Here is a 17,395-nt window from a genome sequence, read left to right on the forward strand (position 1 = left end):
CGGGGGCACGGCACCCGAAGCAGCCGAAGGTCCCTCATGTACCCCTTGCTCTTCCACAGCGTCCTCTCCCGGCTGGACTCCGAGCGGGCCCACCGCCTGGCGTTCGCGGCCATCCGCAGCGCTGCGGCCGCACCGGGCGTGCGCAGCGCCGTCCGCGTCACCGCGGCCCCCCGCCACCCCGAACTCCGCGTCCACGCGCTCGGCATCGACTTCCCCGGCCCCTTCGGGCTCGCCGCGGGCTTCGACAAGAACGCGGTCGGCATCGACGGACTGACCATGCTCGGCTTCGACTTCGTCGAGGTCGGCACCGTGACCGCAACCGCCCAGCCGGGCAACGAGCCGACCCGGCTCTTCCGGCTGATCCCGGACCGGGCCCTGGTCAACCGGATGGGCTTCAACAACGACGGCTCCGCCGCCGTCGCCGCCCGCCTGGCCCGCCGCCGGTACGGGCAGCGCACCCCGTACCGGCCCAACGCCGTCGTCGGCGTCAACATCGGCAAGACCAAGGCCGTCCCCGAATCGGGTGCCATCGCCGACTACGTCACCTCCGCGGAACGGCTCGCGGGACACGCCGACTACCTCGTCGTCAACGTCTCCTCGCCCAACACCCCGGGACTTCGCGACCTCCAGGCCGTCGCGCACCTGCGCCCGCTGCTCGAAGCGGTCCGCGCCGCCGCCGACCGGGTCGCGGGCGACACCGCCAGGGCCGCCGCGCCGGGCACCCACGGGCGCGTGCCGCTGCTGGTCAAGATCGCCCCCGACCTCGCGGACGAGGACGTCGACGCGGTCGCCGACCTGGCCCTGGAGCTGGGCCTCGACGGCATCATCGCCACCAACACCACCATCGCCCGCGAGGGCCTCGTCACCGCCCGCGCCCGGGTCGAGTCCATCGGCGCCGGCGGCCTGTCAGGGGCGCCGCTGCGGCGGCGCTCCCTGGAGGTGCTGCGCCGCCTCTACGCGCGCGTGGGCGCGCCCGGCGAGAACGGGATCGTGCTCGTCGGCGCCGGCGGCATCGAGACCGCCGCGCACGCCTGGGAGCGGATCCTCGCCGGCGCCACCCTCGTCCAGGGCTACAGCGCCTTCGTCTACGAGGGCCCGCTGTGGCCCCGCAGGATCCACCGCGGCCTGGCGGAGCTGCTGGCCGCGTCCCCGTACGCCACCCTCGCCGACGCCGTCGGCGCCGACGTCAGGAAGGCGACCGCATGACCCCCGAGCCCGCCGAGCCCCCCGAGCCCTTCGGTAGCCGGCTGCACCGGGCGACGGCCGCCCGCGGCCCGCTGTGCGTCGGCATCGACCCGCACGCCGCCCTGCTGGCCCGCTGGGGGCTGCCGGACGACCCGGCGGGTCTGGAGCGGTTCGCGATGACCGCCGTCGAGGCGCTGGCCGACCGCGTCGCGGTGCTCAAGCCGCAGTCCGCGTTCTTCGAGCGCTTCGGCTCCCGCGGCGTCGCCGTGCTGGAGAAGGCCGTCGCGGCGGCGCGGGCGGCCGGGGCGCTGGTCCTCATGGACGCCAAGCGCGGCGACATCGGCTCGACGATGGGCGGCTACGCCGCCGCGTACCTCGGCAAGGACGCCCCGCTGCGCTCCGACGCGCTGACCGTCACCCCCTATCTCGGGTACGAGTCGCTGCGCCCGGCGCTGGACGCCGCCCACGCCGCAGGCGCCGGCCTCTTCGTCGTCACGCTCACCTCCAACCCGGAGGGCGTCGAGGTGCAGCGCGCCGCCGTGCACGGCGCGCACGGCGCACGAACCGTCGCGCAGACGATGCTGGACCACATCGCCGCCGAGAACCGCGGTGCCGAGCCGCTCGGTTCGGTCGGCGCCGTCGTCGGCGCCACCCTCGCCGAAGCCGGCGCCGAGCTGGCCGTCAACGGCCCGCTGCTGGCCCCCGGCATCGGCGCCCAGGGCGCCGCGCCCGCCGACCTCCCGCGGGTCTTCGGCGCCGTGCTGCCCCAAGTCCTGCCCAGCGCAAGCCGGTCGGTGCTGGCGCACGGACCGGATAGCGCGAGGCTGCGGGCGGCGGCCGAACAATTGGCCGATGACGTACGGAACGTATACCCATAAACCGGGTCATATACCCAGAACTTGCCGCGGAACTTGAGTCTGACCAGGACTTTTCGTCTGTTCTCGCTGACTGGCGCGTTCTCGGCCGCTAGTCTCCGTCATCAGAGCGCGGGCGCCAGCGCGTTGCTCGTTGCTCCGCAGGTGCGGGGCCACTAGGTTCCACACCGTTCCATATCCGATTAGTTCGACATCCGAGGTGACGTAGGCGTGGCTCTTCCGCCCCTTACCCCTGAACAGCGCGCAGCCGCGCTCGAGAAGGCCGCAGCGGCTCGCCGGGAGCGCGCCGAGGTCAAGAATCGGCTGAAGCACTCCGGCGCTTCCCTGCACGACGTCATCAAGCAGGGCCAGGAGAACGACGTCATCGGCAAGATGAAGGTCTCCGCCCTGCTTGAGTCCATGCCCGGCGTGGGCAAGGTGCGCGCCAAGCAGATCATGGAGCGTCTCGGCATCTCCGAGAGCCGTCGGGTGCGCGGTCTGGGCTCCAACCAGATCGCCTCGCTGGAGCGCGAGTTCGGCAGCACCGGTTCCTGACGTTCCGAGGCACTCCCGGAAACCGGGATAATCGCTGCATGAGTACAGCCTTCTCCCGGGGGGCGGCCCCCGTCCCGCCGGCAGATCGTCCGCGGCTGACCGTGCTCTCCGGCCCCTCCGGGGTCGGCAAGAGCACGGTCGTCGCGCATCTGCGCAAGGTCCATCCCGAGGTGTGGCTCTCGGTCTCCGCGACGACCCGCAGACCGCGCCCCGGCGAGCGGCACGGCGTCCAGTACTTCTTCGTCAGCGACGACGAGTTCGACAAGCTCGTCGCCAACGGCGAGCTGCTGGAGTGGGCGGAGTTCTCCGGCAACCGGTACGGCACCCCGCGCGGGCCCGTGCTGGAGCGGCTGGACGCCGGCGAGCCGGTGCTGCTGGAGATCGACCTCCAGGGTGCGCGGCTGGTCCGGGAGAGCATGCCCGACGCGATGCTGGTCTTCCTCGCCCCGCCGAGCTGGGACGAGCTGGTCCGCCGGCTCACCGGGCGCGGCACCGAGCCGCCGGAGGTCATCGAGCGCCGGCTGGCCGCGGCGCGGACCGAGCTGGCGGCCGAGGAGGAGTTCGACTCGACCCTTGTCAACACCTCCGTCGAGGACGTCTCCGCCGAGCTGCTAGCCTTGATGCAGGTTTGATTCGTGAAGTTCCACTGGAAGGCTGGATAGGTTGTCCTCTCCCATCACCGCGCCCGAGGGCATCATCAACCCGCCGATCGACGAGCTGCTTGAGGCGACCGACTCCAAGTACAGCCTCGTGATCTACGCGGCGAAGCGCGCGCGGCAGATCAACGCGTACTACTCCCAGCTCGGCGAGGGCCTGCTGGAGTATGTCGGCCCGCTGGTGGACACCCACGTGCACGAGAAGCCGCTGTCCATCGCGCTCCGCGAGATCAACGCGGGTCTGCTGACCTCCGAGGCCACCGAGGGCCCCGCGCAGTAGGCATCCCTCATCCACCGGGCCCGGCAGCGCGGCTGCCGGGCCCGTGGTGTGTCATGGGGGTGGAGACGACGAGCGGTGGGGAGCGGGACATGGCGGAAGCGGCGAAGGCAGCGGCCCCGGCCGAGGTGGTGCTGGGCGTCAGCGGCGGCATCGCGGCGTACAAGGCGTGCGAGCTGCTGCGGCTCTTCACCGAGTCGGGCCATGCGGTACGGGCGGTGCCCACGGCCGCCGCGCTGCACTTCGTCGGCGAGGCCACCTGGGCGGCGCTCTCCGGCCGCCCCGCCGCCACCGAGACCTGGGCGGACGTGCACGAGGTCCCGCACGTGCGGATCGGCCGGCGGGCCGACCTCGTGGTCGTCGCCCCCGCCACCGCCGACGTGCTCGCCAAGGCCGCCCACGGCCTGGCCGACGACCTGCTGACGAACACCCTGCTCACCGCCTCCTGCCCGGTCGTCTTCGCACCGGCCATGCACACCGAGATGTGGGAGCACCCCGCCACCCAGGCCAACGTGGCCACGCTGCGGGCCCGCGGCGCCGTCGTCATCGAGCCCGCCGTCGGCCGGCTCACCGGCGCCGACACCGGCAAGGGCCGGCTGCCGGAGCCGGCGGAGATCTTCGAGGTCTGCCGCCGCGCGCTCGCCCGCGGCGCCGGCGGGCTGGCCCCCGACCTCGCCGGGCGGCACGTCGTCGTCAGCGCGGGCGGCACCCGCGAGCCGCTGGACCCCGTGCGCTTCCTGGGCAACCGCTCGTCCGGGCTCCAGGGGTACGCCCTGGCCCGTACCGCCGTCGCCCGCGGCGCCCGGGTCACGCTGCTGGCCGCGAACACCGCGCTGCCCGACCCCGCGGGCGCCGGCATCGTGCGCGTGGGCACCGCCGTGGAGCTCCAGGAGGCCGTGGTGAAGGCCGCGGCCGACGCCGACGCCATCGTCATGGCCGCCGCCGTCGCCGACTTCCGCCCGGTGACGTACGCCAGCGGCAAGATCAAGAAGAAGGACGACCGCGAGCCGGACCCGATCACCCTCACCCGCAACCCCGACATCCTCGCCGGGATCTCCGCCGCCCGGCCGCGCCCGGGGCAGGTCGTCGTCGGCTTCGCCGCCGAGACCGACGACGTGCTCGCCAACGGCCGCGCCAAGCTCGCCCGTAAGGGCTGTGACCTGCTCGTCGTCAACGAGGTGGGCGAGACCAAGGCGTTCGGCTCCGACGGCAACGAAGCCGTGGTGCTCACCGCCGACGGGCACGAGGTGCCCGTGCCGTTCGGGCCCAAGGAAGCGCTGGCCGACGTGGTGTGGGACCTCGTCGTGGAACGGCTCGGCTGAGCCGCCTCCGGCCGACACTCCGGCAGATTATTGCTGCTTTCCGGGGGAACTCCTGCGGGAACCTGCTGTTCCCCAGGTCAACGGGCATCCAGGGACCGAGACGGGTTGTCCCCTGAGCGGGACTGCCGGATAAAATGGCCCGCGGGCCCGTCCCGGAAGCGCCCGGCCCGGGTTCCGCAACCGATCAGCCAGCAGCCGCTGCAACCGTGGGGAGCAATGTGTCCCGCCGTCTATTCACCTCGGAGTCCGTTACCGAGGGCCACCCCGACAAGATCGCTGACCAGATCAGCGACGCCATCCTCGACGCCCTGCTCAAGGACGACCCGCACTCCCGCGTCGCCGTCGAGACCCTGATCACCACCGGCCAGGTGCACGTGGCCGGCGAGGTGACCACCTCCGGTTACGCGGACATCGCGACCCTCGTGCGGAACAAGATCCTGGAGATCGGGTACGACTCGTCGAAGAAGGGCTTCGACGGCGCCTCCTGCGGCGTCTCGGTGTCCATCGGCGCCCAGTCGCCGGACATCGCCCAGGGTGTGGACACCGCGTACGAGAGCCGGGTCGAGGGCTCCGGCGGCGACGACCTCGACCTCCAGGGCGCCGGCGACCAGGGCCTGATGTTCGGCTACGCCTGCGACGAGACGCCCGAGCTGATGCCGCTGCCCATCCACCTGGCGCACCGGCTCTCCGCCCGGCTCAGCGAGGTCCGCAAGAACGGGACCATCCCCTACCTGCGCCCCGACGGCAAGACGCAGGTCACCATCGAGTACAACGGCGACAAGGCGGCCCGGCTCGACACCGTCGTCGTCTCCTCGCAGCATGCCTCCGACATCGACCTGGACTCGCTGCTGACGCCCGACATCCGCGAGTTCGTCGTGGAGCCGGAGCTGAAGGCCCTCCTCGACGACGGCATCAAGCTGGACACCGAGGGCTACCGCCTGCTGGTCAACCCCACCGGCCGGTTCGAGATCGGCGGCCCGATGGGCGACGCCGGGCTCACCGGGCGCAAGATCATCATCGACACCTACGGCGGCATGGCCCGGCACGGCGGCGGCGCCTTCTCCGGCAAGGACCCCTCCAAGGTCGACCGCTCCGCCGCGTACGCCATGCGCTGGGTCGCCAAGAACGTCGTGGCCGCCGGGCTGGCCTCGCGCTGCGAGGTGCAGGTGGCGTACGCGATCGGCAAGGCCGAGCCGGTCGGGCTCTTCGTCGAGACCTTCGGCACCGCGACGGTCGACGTCGAGAAGATCGAGACCGCCATCTCCGAGGTCTTCGACCTCCGCCCGGCGGCGCTCATCCGCGACCTGGACCTGCTGCGCCCGATCTACTCCCAGACCGCCGCGTACGGCCACTTCGGCCGCCCGCTGGCCGACTTCACCTGGGAGCGGACCGACCGCGTCGACGCGCTGCGCAAGGCCGCCGGCATCTGAGCGCGTACCTCGCTTCCCACGCGCTGGACAGCCCGAGGCCCCGGACCGCGGTCCGGGGCCTCCGGCCGTCCGGCGGGGTGTCCGTCGCGTCTGGTAGGACGGAGGGGTGAGCAGCGACGACGGCCGGGAGGCGGCACCCGAGGGGGCGGAGCAGCTCGCCCTCATCCGGGAGACCGTGCGCAGGGCCAGGGGCTCCCGCGCCCGCCCGCGCACCTGGCGCGGCGCCGCGCTCGCCGAGGAACTGCCCGTCGCCCGCGTCCTGGTCGACAAGGGCCTGCTCCACCTCGACCGCCTCTTCGACTACGCGGTGCCCGCCGCGATGGACGCCGAAGCCCGCCCCGGCGTGCGCGTCCGCGTCCGCTTCGGCGCCGGCGAGCGCGAGGGCCGCCGGGAGGGCGGCGGGCTGATCAACGGGTACGTGGTCGAGCGCCGCGCCGACAGCGACTTCCCCGGCACCCTCGCGCCTCTCGCCCAGGTCCTCTCGCCCGAGCCCGTCCTGGGCGCGCAGCTCCTGGACCTGTGCCAGGCCGTCGCCGACCGGTACGCCGGCGCCCTCGCCGACGTCGTCCAGCTCGCGCTGCCGCCGCGGATGGCACGGGCCGAGAAGAAGCCCTCGCCGGAACCGCTCCCGCCGCCCCCCGCCCCCGACGCCGGGAGCTGGGCGCGCTACGCCAACGGGCCCGGGCTGCTCGCCGCGCTGGCCGAAGGCGGCGCCCCGCGGGCGGTGTGGACGGCGCTGCCGGGCCCTGAGTGGCCCGACGAGCTGGCCCGCGCGCTGGCCGCCGCCCTCGCCGCCGGCCGGGGCGCCCTCGCCGTACTCCCCGACGGCCGCGCCGCCGCCCGCGTCGACGAGGCGCTGACCGCCCTCGTCGGCCGCGGCCGGCACGTGCTGCTCACCGCCGACGCCGGGCCCGAGGCGCGCTACCGCCGCTGGCTCGCGGTCAGCCGCGGCGCGGTCCGCGGCGTCGTCGGCACCCGGGCCGCCGCCTTCGCGCCCGTACGGGACCTCGGGCTCGCCGCCATCTGGGACGACGCCGACACCTCCCACGCCGACGACCGCGCCCCGCAGCCGCACGCCCGCGAGATCCTGGCCCTGCGCGCGGCCCGCGAGCACACCGGGCTCCTCGTCGGCGGCCACGCGTGCAGCGTCGAAGCCGCCCGCTACGTGGAGAGCGGCTGGGCGCAGCCCGTCGCCGCCCCCCGCGAGACGGTACGGGCCGCCGCGCCGCTCGTCCGCACGGTCGGCGACAGCGAGCAGGCCCGCGACGCGGCGGCCCGCGCCGCCCGGCTGCCGACGCTCGCCTGGCAGGTCGCGCGGGAGGGGCTGCGGGCCGGTCCGGTGCTGGTGCAGGTGCCCCGCCGCGGGTACGCGCCCCGGCTGGCCTGCGCCCGCTGCCGCGCGCCCGCGCGCTGCGCCCGCTGCGCGGGGCCGCTGGTGGGCGAGGGTCGCCGGGAGGCGCTGGTGTGCGGCTGGTGCGCGACGCGCGAGCACGCCTGGCGCTGCCCCGAGTGCGGCGGTACGCGGCTGCGCGCGCAGGTCGTCGGTGCCCGGCGGACGGCGGAGGAGCTGGGGCGGGCGTTCCCGTCGGTGCCGGTGCGCACGTCGGGGCGTGACCATGTGCTGGCGCGGGTGCCGGACGCCCCGGCGCTGGTCGTGAGCACGCCGGGCGCGGAGCCCGTCGCTGAGGGCGGGTACGCGGCGGCGCTGCTGCTCGACGGCTGGGCGCTGCTCAACCGGCCGGACCTGCGGGCCGGGGAGGAGGCGCTGCGGCGCTGGCTGACCGCCGCGGCGCTGGTCCGCGGCTCGGCGGCGGGCGGGGTGGCGGCGGTCGTCGCGGACCCGGCGCAGCGGCCGGTGCAGGCCCTGGTGCGCTGGGATCCGGCGGGGTTCGCTGGCACGGAGCTGGCGGAGCGCGCGGAGCTGGGCTTCCCGCCGGTGTCCCGGATGGCGGCGGTCTGGGGACCGGGGGAGGCGGTCACGGCGTTCGTCGGCGACGCGGGGCTGCCGCCGTCGACGGAGGTGCTGGGCCCGGTGCCGGTGCCGGAGTCGCCGGGCGGGCGGGGCGCGGCGGGCGGCGGCCCGGCGCCGGGGGAGTCGTGGGAGCGGGTGCTGCTACGGGTTCCGCCGGGCCACGGAGCCGCCCTGGCGGCGGCCCTCAAGGCGGCGCAGGCGTCCCGCATGGCCCGCCGCACGGGCCCGCCCCTGCGCATCCGCATCGACCCCCCGGACATCGGCTGAGCTCCGGCCGGGGTGCAGGACGGCAGGGGACGGGCTCGCTTACGGATCCCGGGCGCCGGGCGGCCGGTGTCAGGACTGCGTGATCGCCACCGCGTCCGTCTGCTGGGCCGGCGGGGCCGTGCCCGGGGCCGGGCGGGCGGCCGGGACGACCGGGAGCGTTCCCGAAGGCAGCCGGGACTCGCCGGGAGGCGGTCCCCCGGCCTCGGCGGAGCCGCCCTCGCGCGGCTGCTGCGCGCGGCGGGTGCCGTAGCGGCGGTGGACCGCCTGCTTGGTGACGCCCAGCGCCGAGCCCACCGCGTCCCAGGAGAAGCCGAGCGAGCGGTCGAAGTCGACCGCCGCGGTCACCAGTGTCTCGACGCTGTCCCGCAGCTCCTGGGCGAGCCGCACCGTGGGCGCCGGGGCCCGCCCGTACACGACGAAGCCCGCGGACGGGCCCGTCCGCCGGGGGCGGTAGACGTTGCCAAGCTGGGCGGTGAGGGTGCGCAGCGCGTCGACCTGCCTGCGCACCCTTTCGATGTCCCGCACCAGGAGCTGCAGGCTCGCCCGCGCCTGGGCGTCGTGGCTTGCGTGGTCGGCCATGGAGAAGCCTCTCGAACCGGCGTCGTTCGGATCGGGCCGCGCAGCGGCCCGTTTCGGTCTTTTTTCACTTTCCTGACTGAGCAACGCGACACTTACTCGGCGGTCACGGGTCGGGGGCGCGCGCTCCGTGCCCGGGAGCGTGCGGCCGATCGCACGCCCCTGGCGTATCCGGACCATGCCGTTTTGCCCGCGCCCGCCCCCGGCCCCGCCTGCGCGGGTCCTAGACTTGGCCCGCTCCTGTCGCCGCCGCGACCGCCCGCCCCGTACGCCCACGCCTGCGCCACCAGCGCCGCCGAGAGGACCCGCACCGCCCATGAGGCTCGTTTTCGCCGGTACGCCCGAAGTCGCCGTTCCCGCCCTCGACGCCCTGCTCGCGTCGGACCGGCACGAGGTCGTCGCCGTCGTCACCCGGCCCGACGCGCCCGCAGGGCGGGGCCGGCGGCTGGTGGCGAGCCCCGTCGCGCAGCGCGCCGAGGAGGCCGGCATCGAGGTGCTGAAGCCCGGGCGGCCCAGGGAGCCGGAGTTCCTGGACCGGCTGCGCGCCATCGGCCCCGACTGCTGCCCCGTCGTCGCGTACGGCGCCCTGCTGCCCAAGCCCGCGCTGGACATCCCCGTGCACGGCTGGGTCAACCTGCACTTCTCGCTGCTGCCCGCCTGGCGCGGCGCCGCGCCCGTACAGCACGCGATCCTCGCCGGCGACGAGGTGACCGGCGCGACCACCTTCCGGATCGAGGAAGGGCTCGACTCCGGGCCGGTGTTCGGGGTCGTCACCGAGGAGGTGCGGCCCACCGACACCAGCGGCGACCTGCTGACCCGGCTGGCCATGGCAGGATCGGGGCTGCTCGCCGCCACCATGGACGGGATCGAGGACGGCAGCCTCAAGGCCGTGCCGCAGCCCGCCGAGGGCGTGACGTCGGCGCCGAAGATCCAGGTGGCGGACGCGCGGCTGGACTTCGCCGCCCCCGCGCTGCGCGTCGACCGCGTGGTCCGCGGCTGCGCCCCCGCGCCCGGGGCCTGGACGACGTTCCGCGGCGAGCGGCTGAAGGTCCGCTCGGTCACCCCGCGCCCCGACCGCACGGACCTGGCGCCCGGTGAGCTGGCCGTGGAGAAGTCCGCGGTGCACGTCGGCACCGGCTCGTACGCCGTGGAGCTGCAGTGGGTGCAGGCCCAGGGCAAGCGCCCGATGGCGGCGGCGGACTGGGCGCGCGGGGTGCGCATCGCCTCCGGCGAACGCCTCGGCGACGGGCCGGAGCCGGCCGGGGCGTAGGCTTCCGGTGTACGCAACTGCCAGCCCCGGAGCACATTTCACGTGAGCGACCAGCCGCGCCGTCGCCGGCCCGCCAAGCCCTACCGCAGGCCGCAGAAGGATCCCGTACGGATCCTCGCCTACGACGCGCTCCGCGCGGTCGACGAGCGCGACGCCTACGCCAACCTCGTGCTGCCGCCCATGCTCAGGCAGGCTCGGCAGCGCGACGGCTTCGACGCCAGGGATGCGGCGCTGGCGACCGAGCTGGTCTACGGCACGCTGCGCCGCCAGGGCACGTACGACCGGATCATCGCCGCCTGCGTCGACCGCCCGCTGCGCGAGGTCGACCCCGAGGTGCTCGACGTCCTCAGCCTCGGCGCCCACCAGCTCCTCGGCACCCGCATCCCGCCGCACGCCGCCGTCTCGGCGACGGTGGAGCTGGCACGCGTCGTGCTCGGCGACGGGCGGGCGCGGTTCGTCAACGCCGTACTGCGCAAGATCGCCGCCCGCGACCTGGACGCCTGGCTGGCCGAGGTGGCGCCCCCCTACGCCGACGACCCCGAGGAACACCTCGCGGTCGTCCACTCCCACCCCCGCTGGGTCGTCTCCGCGCTCTGGGACGCGCTCGGCGGCGGCCGGGCCGGGATGGAGGAGCTGCTGGCCGCCGACAACGACCGGCCCGAGGTCACCCTCGTCGCCCGCCCCGGACGGGCCACCCCGGCGGAGCTGAGCGGTCCGGACACGCTGCCGGGGCGCTGGTCCCCGTACGCGGTGCGGCTGGCCGAGGGCGGCGACCCGGGTGCCCTGGACGAGGTGCGCGACGGCCGGGCCGGCGTGCAGGACGAGGGCAGCCAGCTCGTCGCGCTGGCCCTCGCGAACGCCCCGCTGGAGGGCCCCGACACCCGCTGGCTCGACGGCTGTGCGGGCCCCGGCGGCAAGGCGGCGCTGCTGGCGGCGCTGGCCGCCGAGCGCGGCGCCGCGCTGGTGGCGGCCGAGAAGCAGCCGCACCGGGCCCGGCTGGTCGCCCGCGCGCTGGCCGGCAATCCGGGCCCGTACCAGGTCGTCGTCGCCGACGGCACCCGCCCGGCCTGGCGCCCCGGCGGCTTCGACCGCGTCCTCGTGGACGTCCCCTGTACGGGCCTGGGCGCCCTGCGCCGCCGCCCCGAGGCCCGCTGGCGCCGCCGCCCGGAGGACCTGGAGGGCTTCGCGCCGCTCCAGCGGGCGCTGCTGGAGGACGCGCTGCGGGCGGTGCGCACCGGAGGCGTCGTCGGCTACGTCACCTGCTCCCCGCACCCCGCCGAGACCCGCGCCGTCGTGGACGACGTGCTGAAGGCGGCCGGCGCCCCAGCCGCCGAGCTGATCGACGCCCGCCCGCTGCTGCCCGGCGTACCGGAGCTCGGCGAAGGGCCCGACATCCAGCTCTGGCCGCACCGCCACGGCACCGACGCGATGTACCTCGCGCTGCTGCGCCGCACCGGCTGAGGCCCCGTCCGCGGCCGGCTCCCGGCCCGGTGGCGGAGGGACCCGCACCGAACCCGACATTCCGGCCCACGCGCGGTGAACAGGGAGTGGCAGCACGGGTACCGCGGCCCCCGCCCCTGCGCGGGCATGGCAGGCTGGGGGGCATGGCAGTACAGATCAACCCCAGCATCCTGTCCGCCGACTTCGCCCGCCTCGCCGAGGAAGCGGACGCGGTGTCGGGCGCCGACTGGCTTCACGTCGACGTCATGGACAACCACTTCGTGCCCAACCTGACGCTCGGTGTCCCGGTCGTCGAGTCGCTGCGCCGGGCCACCGACACCCCGCTGGACTGCCACCTGATGATCGACGAGCCGGACCGCTGGGCCCCCGCGTTCGTGGACGCGGGCGCCGGCTCCGTGACCTTCCACGCCGAGGCGGCCGCGGCGCCGGTGCGCCTGGCGCGCGAGCTGCGCGCCAAGGGGGCGCGGGCCTCGATGGCCCTCAAGCCGGCCACCCCGATCGAGCCGTACGAGGACCTGCTGCCCGAGCTGGACATGCTGCTGGTCATGACCGTCGAGCCGGGCTTCGGCGGCCAGGCGTTCCTGGACATCATGCTGCCCAAGGTGCGCCGCACCCGGGAGCTGATCGCCAAGCACGGCCTGGAGATGTGGCTGCAGGTCGACGGCGGGGTCTCGGCGGAGACCATCGAGCGCTGCGCCGAGGCGGGCGCGGACGTGTTCGTCGCCGGTTCCGCGGTGTACGGGGCCGATGACCCGGCGGCCGCCGTGCGGGCGCTGCGCGCCCAGGCGGCGGCGGCCAGCGAGGGTGCACCCTGGGCGACGGGCTGCCACTAGCGTCCCCGTACCGCCGGGACAGGCCCCGGCCGCGGCCGGCGGCCACGCGGAGCAGACGCCTCCGGGCCCGGATCGTGAAAGTATTGAATACGGAGCAGCGCTTCCGAGCAGCGCCGCTGGGGAGAGCAAAGGAGATCTCGTGTCGACGGGCCGGACGGCCGCGCGGATGGGACCCGCGGAGCTGGTACAGGCGGCGGCGATGGCCCGCCGCTTCTACCTGGAGGGCAAGTCCAAGATCCAGATCGCCGACGAGTTCGGCGTCAGCCGCTTCAAGGTCGCCCGGGTGCTGGAGACCGCGCTCGAACGCGACCTCGTACGGATCGAGATCCGCGTCCCCGCCGAACTCGACGCCGAGCGCTCCGACGCCCTGCGTGCCCGCTTCGGCCTCAGGCACGCCGTCGTCGTGGAGGCGCCGGCCGACGCCGTGCCCGACACCCGCGACCCGGAGAACCTCGGCAGCGTCGCCGCCGACCTGCTCGCCGAGCTGGTCACCGAGGGTGACGTGCTGGGCCTGGCCTGGGGCAGGTCCACGATCAACATGGCGCAGGCGCTGCACCGGCTGCCCCCGTGCACCGTCGTCCAGCTCACCGGCGTCTACGACGCGGGTACCGCGGAGCGCGGCTCCGTGGAGGCCGTGCGCCGCGCCGCGGAGGTCGCCGGCGGCGAGGCACACCCCATCTACGCGCCGATGCTCCTGCCCGACGCCGCCACCGCCACCGCGCTGCGCAGCCAGACCGGAGTGGCCCGCGCCTTCGAGTACTTCGACAAGGTGACCGTCGCCGCCGTCTCCATCGGCTCCTGGGAGGAGGGCATCTCCGCCATGCACGACATGCTCTCCGAGGAGGAGCGCGCGCACTACGCCTCGCTGGGCGCCGCCGCCGAGATGTCCGCGCACCTCTTCGACGCCGAGGGCCGGCGCATCGGCCGCGACCTGGGGGAGCGGTGCATCACCGTCGAGGCGGACCGGCTGCGGCGGATCCCCGAGGTGGTCGCCATCGCGGGCGGCGCGCGCAAGCGCGAGGCGATCGTGGCGGTGCTGCGCTCGGGGCTGGTCACCAGCCTGGTCACGGACACCGTGGCGGCGGACTACCTGCTGGACGAGGTGGCGCCGGGCCCGCGCCCCGCGCTGGACCGCGCCGACCCGGACGACCTGTAGTCCCGGGGATCCCGTGCCGTAGGGGTCGTGCCGTGGAGCGGCCGGCCCGTTCCGTACGCCGGGCACCCCTCCCGTACGAACCGGGCCGCGCGCCTCAGTCGGCGGGCGCGTGCAGCGGTTCTGAGAGGACGCCCGGGATCTGCGAGCGCGAGGTGAAGCCGAACTTCGCCAGGATGTGCTCCACGTGCGCGTCCACCGTGCGCTTGGAGATCACCAGCTTCTCGGCGATCTCCCGGTTCGTCAGCCCCCTGGCCACCAGCCCCGCCACCTGCCGTTGCCGCGGCGTGAGTCCGTCGCCCGCGCCCGGCGGCTGCGCCGGGACCGCCGGTGCGGCCGGTGCCGCCTCGTCGGCGAGGGCCAGCGCCACGGCGGCGTTGGTGGGCAGCCGGCCGCCCTCGCGGAACGCGGTGTCGTAGCCGTCGTTGCCCAGCGCCTCGCGGGCCGCGTCCGCCGCGCTGCCGTGCAGGTCGTGCAGGATGGTGATGCCGAACCTGGCTTCCTTGACCGCCCGGCGCCACAGCGCGTCCGCCGCGCCCTGCAGCACGGCCACCCGCTCGAAGTGCCGCAGCTCCGCCGCCCGCCAGGCGAAGCCCTCCAGGAAGTGCGCGACGCCCATCAGGTCGTGCAGCACCGCCTTGGCGCGGATGCCCTGCCGGGCGCACTCGATGCTCTCCAGATGCTCGCCCTTCAGCCACAGGCCGATGCTCTTGACCCACAGCGCCCAGCCGCGCGACCACAGCTCGGCGGGGGTGGCGGCGTTGCGCCGGAGGGAGTCCTCGCTGAGCGCGATGCCCTCGCCCGTACCGCCGTTGAGGACGTGGAAGAAGCCGACGATGAAGCCGCTCATCAGCAGCCCGGTCTCGTCGCCCTGCTCCGCCAGCTCCCGCCGGGCGGCCTCGAAGCCCTCGGCGACGCCGTCGGCCCGGCCGCGGAAGTAGCGGGAGTGGTGGCGGAAGGTGCGGGTCCAGGCGAGGCCCGTACGGTCGTCGATGCGCAGCGCGACGGCCTCGGCCTCGTCCAGCAGCGCGAAGGTGTCGCCGCGCTCGCCCTGCATGTCCATGAACCAGCAGGTCAGCCAGAGGGCCTTGACCCGCTCCGCGCGGTCCTCCGGGCAGCGGTCGAGGGCGCGGCGCAGCCAGTAGCGGCCCTCGGTGAGCAGCCCGGTGCAGTGCCAGTAGCCCCACAGCATCGTGGCCATCCGCAGGCCCGCGGAGGCGTCGTCCGGGTCGGCGACGCAGAACTCCAGCGCGACCCGTACGTCCGCCTGGTCGCGTACCATCTGCCGCAGCAGCACCGCCTGCCGGTCGCCGGTCCACTCGGCGTCGAAGAACCGGGCGCGGCGCAGGAAGTGGTCGCGGTGCCGGCGCCGGGTGCGCTCCGCCTCCGCGCCCGGGCCGAGCTGTTCCAGGCCGAACTCCCGGATGGTGTCGAGCATCCGGTAGCGGGTGCCGTACTCGGACTCCACCCGCAGCACCACCGACTTCTCCACCAGCCCGATCAGTGCGTCGAGCACCCCCTCGACGGGCAGCGCCCCCTCCGCGCCGACCGCCTCGGCGACGTCCAGGCTGAACTCCCCGGCGCACACCGCGAGCCGCGACCACAGCAGCCGCTCGGGCTCGGTGGACAGCTCGTAGCTCCAGCCGATGGTGGTACGCAGCGTCTGGTGCCGCGGCACGGCGGTGCGCCGGCCGCCGGTGAGCAGTTGGAAGCGGTGGTCGAGCCGGTTCAGCATCTCCTCGGGGGAGAGGACCCGCAGCCGGCTGACGGCCAGTTCGATGGCGAGCGGGATGCCGTCGAGGCGGCGGCAGAGGGCGAGGACGTCGGCGCGGTTGTCGTCGTCGACGGTGAAGCCGGGCACGGCGGCGGCGGCCCGGTCGGTGAACAACTGCAGCGCGTCGTCCGCCCGTCCGGTGTCCGGGACGGCCAGCGGCGGGATCGGCAGGATGTGCTCGCCCGCCACGTCCAGGGGCTGCCTGCTGGTGGCGACGACGTGCAACCGCGGTGCGGCGCGGAGCAGTTCCTCGGCGAGCACGGCGCAGGCATCGACCAGGTGCTCGCAGGTGTCGAGGATGAGCAGCGCCGTCTTGTCCTTGAGGTACGCGGCGAGCGCGTCCTGCGCCGGCAGCGCGGTCTGCTCCGGCAGGTCGAGCGCGGCGGCGACGGTGTTGGGCAGCAGCCGCGGGTCGGCGAGGGCGGACAGCGGGACGAGGGTGACGCCGTCGGGGAAGCGGGAACGCAGCCGGTGCGCGCCGCGCACGGCGGTGCGGGTCTTGCCGACCCCGCCGGGTCCTGTGAGCGTGACCAGGCGGGCCTGCCGCAGACAGGCATCGAGCAGCGCGAGCTCCTGCCGGCGGCCGACGAAGCTGGTGGCTTCGGCGGGCAGCTCACCGGCGCTGCGGTTCCTCATCGTGGTCCCCCGGAGGTCGGTGACCGGCTGGCGACGTACACCCGACGGCCGTACAACCGACGACGGTAAGGGGCGCGGAGGCGGGCGTCGGAGCGACTCCGGGGGATTCAACCGAACGGGGGGCGCGAGAGGGCACGATGACCGCCGGTCGGAAGAGGGGGGCGAGCCGTGGCTCGACCGCCCAGCGCAGCGCCCGGCGCACCGGCGGGGTACACAGCAGCGCCATGCCGGCGGTGGCGGCGAGGGTCACGGCCACGGCCCCGGCGGGTGCCGAGAGCCACGCGGGCTCGTACCAGCCGCCGTAGCGGGCCCCCTGGGTGGCGAAGGCGTGCAGCAGATAGCCGTAGAGCGTGCCGGCGCCCAGCACGGTCCACCACGTCCGGCGCCCGGGCACCCAGGCGAGGAACGCCGCGACCAGCAGCAGCGAGCAGCAGAAGAGCACGGGCGCGGCGAGCAGCCCGGTCGTCCCGGAGTAACCGATCTCCTGGGCGGCGGCGTTGTGGTAGAGCCAGCGCCGGTCGGTGTGCGGGCCGAGGAGGTACGCGGCCACGGGCGCGGCGAGGAGCACCGGCGCGGCCAGGATCCGTGCCTCGCGCCGCCGCAGCAGCCGCAGCCGCCCGGGTGCGCAGGTCAGGCCGAGGACGAAGAACGGCAGGAGTTGCAGCACCCGTTGCAGCTCCAGGTCGTCGCCGATCGTGGGCCCAGCGGTGGCGATCGCGGCCACCGCGAGCGCGACGGGCAGCGGGTGGCGCAGCGCGGTCCACAGCGGTACCGACAGCCGCCAGACGAACAGCGCGAGCAGGAACCACGTCACGCCCCAGGGGTCGAGCAGGCTGAGAGGGCTCTCGTTGCCGCCGGCCAGGCGGCCGAAGAGGGTGTACGCGGTCTCGAAGACCAGGTACGGCACGACGAGCCCGGTGATCAGCCCGCGGGCGCGGCGGGGTGAGCCGTCCTGGCCGCGGGAGAAGTAGCCGGAGACGAGCACGAACGCGGGCATGTGGAAGGCGTAGACGGTCTCGTACGCGGCGGCGACCGCCCGGCTGCCGTCGACCAGCGGCTCCCAGGCGTGCCCGCACGCGACGAGCACCACCGCCAGGAACCTGGCGTTGTCGAAGTACGGGTCCCGGGGGGTGCCGGGGCTGCCCCTGTCGTTGCCGTTCACTTCTCTTTCCTA

At 75.0% G+C, this 17,395-nt stretch carries 15 protein-coding genes; 12 read left to right on the forward strand and 3 right to left on the reverse strand.

Annotated features, from left to right (window positions below):
• The first annotated feature begins 36 nt into the window (after positions 1 to 36).
• From CXR04_RS31230 to CXR04_RS31265, 8 genes are all read left to right on the forward strand, one after another.
• Positions 37 to 1,206, forward strand: coding sequence for a quinone-dependent dihydroorotate dehydrogenase (locus CXR04_RS31230; protein WP_101425556.1), 1,170 nt, complete (start codon positions 37 to 39; stop codon positions 1,204 to 1,206).
• Positions 1,203 to 2,063: an orotidine-5'-phosphate decarboxylase gene (gene pyrF / locus CXR04_RS31235; protein ID WP_101425557.1), complete on the forward strand. Its 861-nt coding sequence runs from the start codon at positions 1,203 to 1,205 to the stop codon at positions 2,061 to 2,063. The genes CXR04_RS31230 and pyrF overlap by 4 nt, the downstream gene beginning before the upstream one ends.
• A 207-nt stretch (positions 2,064 to 2,270) precedes the next feature.
• Positions 2,271 to 2,594: an integration host factor gene (locus CXR04_RS31240; protein ID WP_018836707.1), complete on the forward strand. Its 324-nt coding sequence runs from the start codon at positions 2,271 to 2,273 to the stop codon at positions 2,592 to 2,594.
• 38 nt (positions 2,595 to 2,632) lie between these two features.
• Positions 2,633 to 3,226, forward strand: a complete 594-nt coding sequence (gmk, locus tag CXR04_RS31245) for a guanylate kinase (protein ID WP_101425558.1) — start codon at positions 2,633 to 2,635, stop codon at positions 3,224 to 3,226.
• A 31-nt stretch (positions 3,227 to 3,257) separates the two neighbouring features.
• The gene (rpoZ, locus tag CXR04_RS31250; protein ID WP_018836705.1) at positions 3,258 to 3,530 is read left to right on the forward strand and encodes a DNA-directed RNA polymerase subunit omega; all 273 of its coding nucleotides are present in this window, start codon (positions 3,258 to 3,260) and stop codon (positions 3,528 to 3,530) included.
• Positions 3,531 to 3,619: 89 nt separating this feature from the next.
• The gene (coaBC, locus tag CXR04_RS31255; protein ID WP_101425559.1) at positions 3,620 to 4,849 is read left to right on the forward strand and encodes a bifunctional phosphopantothenoylcysteine decarboxylase/phosphopantothenate--cysteine ligase CoaBC; all 1,230 of its coding nucleotides are present in this window, start codon (positions 3,620 to 3,622) and stop codon (positions 4,847 to 4,849) included.
• A 218-nt stretch (positions 4,850 to 5,067) separates the two neighbouring features.
• Entirely contained in the window at positions 5,068 to 6,279 is a 1,212-nt protein-coding gene (gene metK / locus CXR04_RS31260) for a methionine adenosyltransferase (RefSeq protein WP_101425560.1), read from the forward strand.
• A 106-nt stretch (positions 6,280 to 6,385) separates the two neighbouring features.
• A complete protein-coding gene (locus tag CXR04_RS31265; RefSeq protein WP_101425561.1) occupies positions 6,386 to 8,518 on the forward strand; it encodes a primosomal protein N' in 2,133 nt (710 codons plus the stop codon).
• Between the two features lie 69 nt (positions 8,519 to 8,587).
• Here CXR04_RS31265 and CXR04_RS31270 read toward each other — a convergent pair whose 3' ends face one another.
• Positions 8,588 to 9,097, reverse strand: a complete 510-nt coding sequence (locus tag CXR04_RS31270; protein ID WP_101425562.1) for a hypothetical protein — start codon at positions 9,095 to 9,097, stop codon at positions 8,588 to 8,590.
• A gap of 313 nt (positions 9,098 to 9,410) precedes the next feature.
• On the opposite strand from CXR04_RS31270, the gene fmt reads away from it, so the two are divergent.
• The 4 genes from fmt (at position 9,411) to CXR04_RS31290 (ending at position 13,814) form a co-directional block, all read left to right on the forward strand.
• Positions 9,411 to 10,364 (forward strand): methionyl-tRNA formyltransferase, encoded by a 954-nt coding sequence (gene fmt, locus CXR04_RS31275; protein ID WP_101425563.1) that lies wholly within the window; start codon positions 9,411 to 9,413, stop codon positions 10,362 to 10,364.
• 42 nt (positions 10,365 to 10,406) lie between these two features.
• Positions 10,407 to 11,825 (forward strand): RsmB/NOP family class I SAM-dependent RNA methyltransferase, encoded by a 1,419-nt coding sequence (locus CXR04_RS31280; RefSeq protein ID WP_101425564.1) that lies wholly within the window; start codon positions 10,407 to 10,409, stop codon positions 11,823 to 11,825.
• Positions 11,826 to 11,968: 143 nt separating this feature from the next.
• On the forward strand, positions 11,969 to 12,658 hold the full coding sequence (gene rpe, locus CXR04_RS31285) for a ribulose-phosphate 3-epimerase (RefSeq protein WP_101425565.1): 690 nt from the start codon (positions 11,969 to 11,971) through the stop codon (positions 12,656 to 12,658).
• Positions 12,659 to 12,824: 166 nt separating this feature from the next.
• Positions 12,825 to 13,814 carry a sugar-binding transcriptional regulator gene (locus CXR04_RS31290; protein WP_199850685.1) on the forward strand — a complete coding sequence of 330 codons (990 nt, stop codon included), beginning with the start codon at positions 12,825 to 12,827 and terminating at the stop codon, positions 13,812 to 13,814.
• A gap of 94 nt (positions 13,815 to 13,908) precedes the next feature.
• Here the strand turns inward: CXR04_RS31290 and CXR04_RS31295 are convergent, their stop codons facing one another.
• Both CXR04_RS31295 and CXR04_RS31300 read right to left on the reverse strand, forming a co-directional pair.
• A complete protein-coding gene (locus tag CXR04_RS31295) occupies positions 13,909 to 16,221 on the reverse strand; it encodes an ATP-binding protein (RefSeq protein WP_101425567.1) in 2,313 nt (770 codons plus the stop codon).
• Entirely contained in the window at positions 16,199 to 17,383 is a 1,185-nt protein-coding gene (locus CXR04_RS31300; RefSeq protein ID WP_101425568.1) for an acyltransferase family protein, read from the reverse strand. Before CXR04_RS31300 ends, CXR04_RS31295 begins: the two co-directional genes overlap by 23 nt.
• Between the last annotated feature and the right edge of the window lie 12 nt (positions 17,384 to 17,395).

The sequence above is a fragment of the Streptomyces sp. CMB-StM0423 genome (assembly GCF_002847285.1).
In the GTDB taxonomy this organism is placed as follows: Bacteria; Actinomycetota; Actinomycetes; order Streptomycetales; family Streptomycetaceae; genus Streptomyces.

Coding starts and splice junctions, on each gene's coding strand:
- CXR04_RS31230 (WP_101425556.1), top strand. CDS start 37: ATGTACCCCTTGCTCTTCCACAGCGTCCTCTCCCGGCTGGACTCCGAG.
- pyrF (WP_101425557.1), top strand. CDS start 1,203: ATGACCCCCGAGCCCGCCGAGCCCCCCGAGCCCTTCGGTAGCCGGCTG.
- gmk (WP_101425558.1), top strand. CDS start 2,633: ATGAGTACAGCCTTCTCCCGGGGGGCGGCCCCCGTCCCGCCGGCAGAT.
- coaBC (WP_101425559.1), top strand. CDS start 3,620: ATGGCGGAAGCGGCGAAGGCAGCGGCCCCGGCCGAGGTGGTGCTGGGC.
- CXR04_RS31270 (WP_101425562.1), bottom strand. CDS start 9,097: ATGGCCGACCACGCAAGCCACGACGCCCAGGCGCGGGCGAGCCTGCAG.
- fmt (WP_101425563.1), top strand. CDS start 9,411: ATGAGGCTCGTTTTCGCCGGTACGCCCGAAGTCGCCGTTCCCGCCCTC.
- rpe (WP_101425565.1), top strand. CDS start 11,969: ATGGCAGTACAGATCAACCCCAGCATCCTGTCCGCCGACTTCGCCCGC.
- CXR04_RS31290 (WP_199850685.1), top strand. CDS start 12,825: ATGGGACCCGCGGAGCTGGTACAGGCGGCGGCGATGGCCCGCCGCTTC.
- CXR04_RS31295 (WP_101425567.1), bottom strand. CDS start 16,221: ATGAGGAACCGCAGCGCCGGTGAGCTGCCCGCCGAAGCCACCAGCTTC.